Annotated in this window: 2 rRNA genes; both read right to left on the bottom strand. The window is 50.0% G+C overall.

The features are described 5' to 3' along the window. Positions 1 to 204: 204 nt before the first annotated feature. Positions 205 to 317, bottom strand: a 5S ribosomal RNA gene (gene rrf, locus DBV14_RS31660). A gap of 128 nt (positions 318 to 445) precedes the next feature. Beyond that, a 23S ribosomal RNA gene (locus DBV14_RS31655) occupies positions 446 to 3,319 on the bottom strand. Between the last annotated feature and the right edge of the window lie 198 nt (positions 3,320 to 3,517).

The following is a 3,517-nucleotide window of genomic DNA, read 5'->3' as shown; positions in this document are numbered from 1 at the left end:
GAGCTGCTTGCCTCAGGAGCGGCCGATGCGGACGCCTCGGTGATCCGCAATATCTGAGGCGTGTGGCGTTTGTTCGCCCAATAAAAAAAGCGCCCCGATCTTTTATGGATGGGGCGCTTTCTATTTGCTTCGTGCAGATCTGAATCTGTTTCAGCAAAACAAAAAGCCCAATCATTTCTGATTGGGCTTTTTGAGGCTGTAAGAGCCTGACGATGACCTACTTTCACACGGGAACCCGCACTATCATCGGCGCTGACGCGTTTCACTGTCCTGTTCGGGATGGGAAGGAGTGGTACCACGTCGCTATGGTCATCAGGCATAAAGGGTTGTTTGCTTGATCACGCGATCAAGCAAACGAATTCATAGAGTTTGGAATCAGCTTTTGGCGAATTATTTTGAATGCGTCAACTTGGCATAACACCTTGATCGGATCGATCAAAGTTATAGGGTCAAGCCGCACGAGCAATTAGTATCAGTTAGCTTAACGCATTACTGCGCTTCCACACCTGACCTATCAACGTCCTGGTCTTGAACGACTCTTTAGGGGGCTCAAGGCCCCGGCAGATCTCATCTTGAAACGAGTTTCCCGCTTAGATGCTTTCAGCGGTTATCTCTTCCACACTTAGCTACTCGGCAATGCCACTGGCGTGACAACCGATACACCAGAGGTGTGTCCACTCCGGTCCTCTCGTACTAGGAGCAGGCTTCCTCAAATCTGCAGCGCCCACGGAAGATAGGGACCAAACTGTCTCACGACGTTTTAAACCCAGCTCACGTACCTCTTTAAATGGCGAACAGCCATACCCTTGGGACCGGCTACAGCCCCAGGATGAGATGAGCCGACATCGAGGTGCCAAACACCGCCGTCGATATGAACTCTTGGGCGGTATCAGCCTGTTATCCCCAGAGTACCTTTTATCCGTTGAGCGATGGCCCTTCCATACAGAACCACCGGATCACTATGTCCTGCTTTCGCATCTGCTCGACTTGTCAGTCTCGCAGTTAAGCACGCTTATGCCATTGCACTATCGTCACGATGTCCGACCGTAACTAGCGTACCTTCGAACTCCTCCGTTACGCTTTGGGAGGAGACCGCCCCAGTCAAACTGCCTACCATGCACTGTCCCCGATCCAGATAATGGACCTAGGTTAGAACCTCAAACACACCAGGGTGGTATTTCAACGTTGGCTCCACAAGATCTAGCGACCCTGCTTCAAAGCCTCCCACCTATCCTACACAGATCTGTTCAAAGTCCAATACAAAGCTACAGTAAAGGTTCATGGGGTCTTTCCGTCTTTCCGCGGGGAGATTGCATCATCACAAACATTTCAACTTCGCTGAGTCTCAGGAGGAGACAGTGTGGCCATCGTTACGCCATTCGTGCAGGTCGGAACTTACCCGACAAGGAATTTCGCTACCTTAGGACCGTTATAGTTACGGCCGCCGTTTACTGGGACTTCAATCAAGAGCTTGCACCCCATCATTTAATCTTCCAGCACCGGGCAGGCGTCACACCCTATACGTCCACTTTCGTGTTTGCAGAGTGCTGTGTTTTTAATAAACAGTCGCAGCCACCGATTTTTTGCAACCCATTCATGCTTCGTTGTTCACTACACACTAATAGGGCACACCTTCTTCCGAAGTTACGGTGTCAATTTGCCGAGTTCCTTCTCCTGAGTTCTCTCAAGCGCCTTAGAATACTCATCTCGCGCACCAGTGTCGGTTTGCGGTACGGTCGTATATAGCTGAAGCTTAGTGGCTTTTCCTGGAACCTCGTTCAGTCACTTCACGGACAAGTCCGCTCGATCGTTGGCCTCGGTATATGTGCACCGGATTTGCCTAGTGCACGCCTACATCCAACTAAACCAGAATAATCCAATAACTGGATGACCTATTAAGATCCGTCCCCACATCGCACTATATAACGGTACAGGAATATTGACCTGTTTCCCATCAGCTACGCATCTCTGCCTCGCCTTAGGGGCCGACTCACTCTACGCCGATGAACGTTGCGTAGAAAACCTTGCGCTTACGGCGAGGGGGCTTTTCACCCCCTTTAACGCTACTCATGTCAGCATTCGCACTTCTGATACCTCCAGCACGCTTTACAACGCACCTTCACAGGCTTACAGAACGCTCTCCTACCACTTGCAATAAATTGCAAATCCGCAGCTTCGGTAACTGGCTTAGCCCCGTTACATCTTCCGCGCAGGACGACTCGATCAGTGAGCTATTACGCTTTCTTTAAATGATGGCTGCTTCTAAGCCAACATCCTGACTGTTTTAGCCTTCCCACTTCGTTTCCCACTTAGCCAATTTTAGGGACCTTAGCTGGCGGTCTGGGTTGTTTCCCTCTTGAGTCCGGACGTTAGCACCCGGTGCTCTGTCTCCCAAGCTGTACTCATCGGTATTCGGAGTTTGCCTTGGTTTGGTAAGTCGCCATGACCCCCTAGCCAAAACAGTGCTCTACCCCCGATGGTAATACTTGAGGCACTACCTAAATAGTTTTCGGAGAGAACCAGCTATTTCCAAGTTTGTTTAGCCTTTCACCCCTATCCACAGCTCATCCGCTAGTTTTGCAACACTAGTCGGTTCGGACCTCCAGTACCTGTTACGGCACCTTCATCCTGGCCATGGATAGATCACTTGGTTTCGGGTCTACACCCAGCGACTGATCGCCCTATTCGGACTCGATTTCTCTACGGCTTCCCTATTCGGTTAACCTTGCCACTGAATGTAAGTCGCTGACCCATTATACAAAAGGTACGCAGTCACCCCTTACGAGGCTCCTACTTTTTGTAAGCACGCGGTTTCAGGATCTATTTCACTCCCCTCCCGGGGTTCTTTTCGCCTTTCCCTCACGGTACTAGTTCACTATCGGTCAATGATGAGTATTTAGCCTTGGAGGATGGTCCCCCCATATTCAGACAGGATTTCTCGTGTCCCGCCCTACTTGTCGTTAGCTCAGTACCACACAGGTCATTTCACGTACGGGGCTATCACCCGCTATGGCCAGCCTTTCCAAGCTGTTCCGTTATGTCTTGTGCTATCACTAACAGGCTTCTCCGATTTCGCTCGCCACTACTTTCGGAATCTCGGTTGATGTCTTTTCCTCGAGCTACTGAGATGTTTCAGTTCACCCGGTTCGCCTCGCATAGCTATGTATTCACTATGCGATACCTTTCGGTGGGTTTCCCCATTCGGAAATCTCCGGATCAAAGCTAATTTGCCAGCTCCCCGAAGCTTATCGCAGGCTATCACGTCCTTCGTCGCCTATCATTGCCAAGGCATCCACCACGTGCTCTTATTCACTTGACCCTATAACTTTGAACTCTCCTTGTGGAGATCCAAAATCGTTTCAAGGAATTGCCAGGTCTTTCACCTGGCGCGTTATGCCGTTACATTCAAAATTCGATTTGACTCGAAATTGAAGTTTCTTTTGACGCAATCAAAAATTCTATGTTGCTGATGGCACGGTCTGCACTAAACCTTTACGAATGTGCAGTTTCCATCAGC

Source organism: Variovorax sp. KBW07 (genome assembly GCF_003852515.1).
Taxonomy (GTDB): domain Bacteria; phylum Pseudomonadota; class Gammaproteobacteria; order Burkholderiales; family Burkholderiaceae_C; genus Variovorax.
This window is presented reverse-complemented; position numbering and strand designations above follow the sequence as displayed.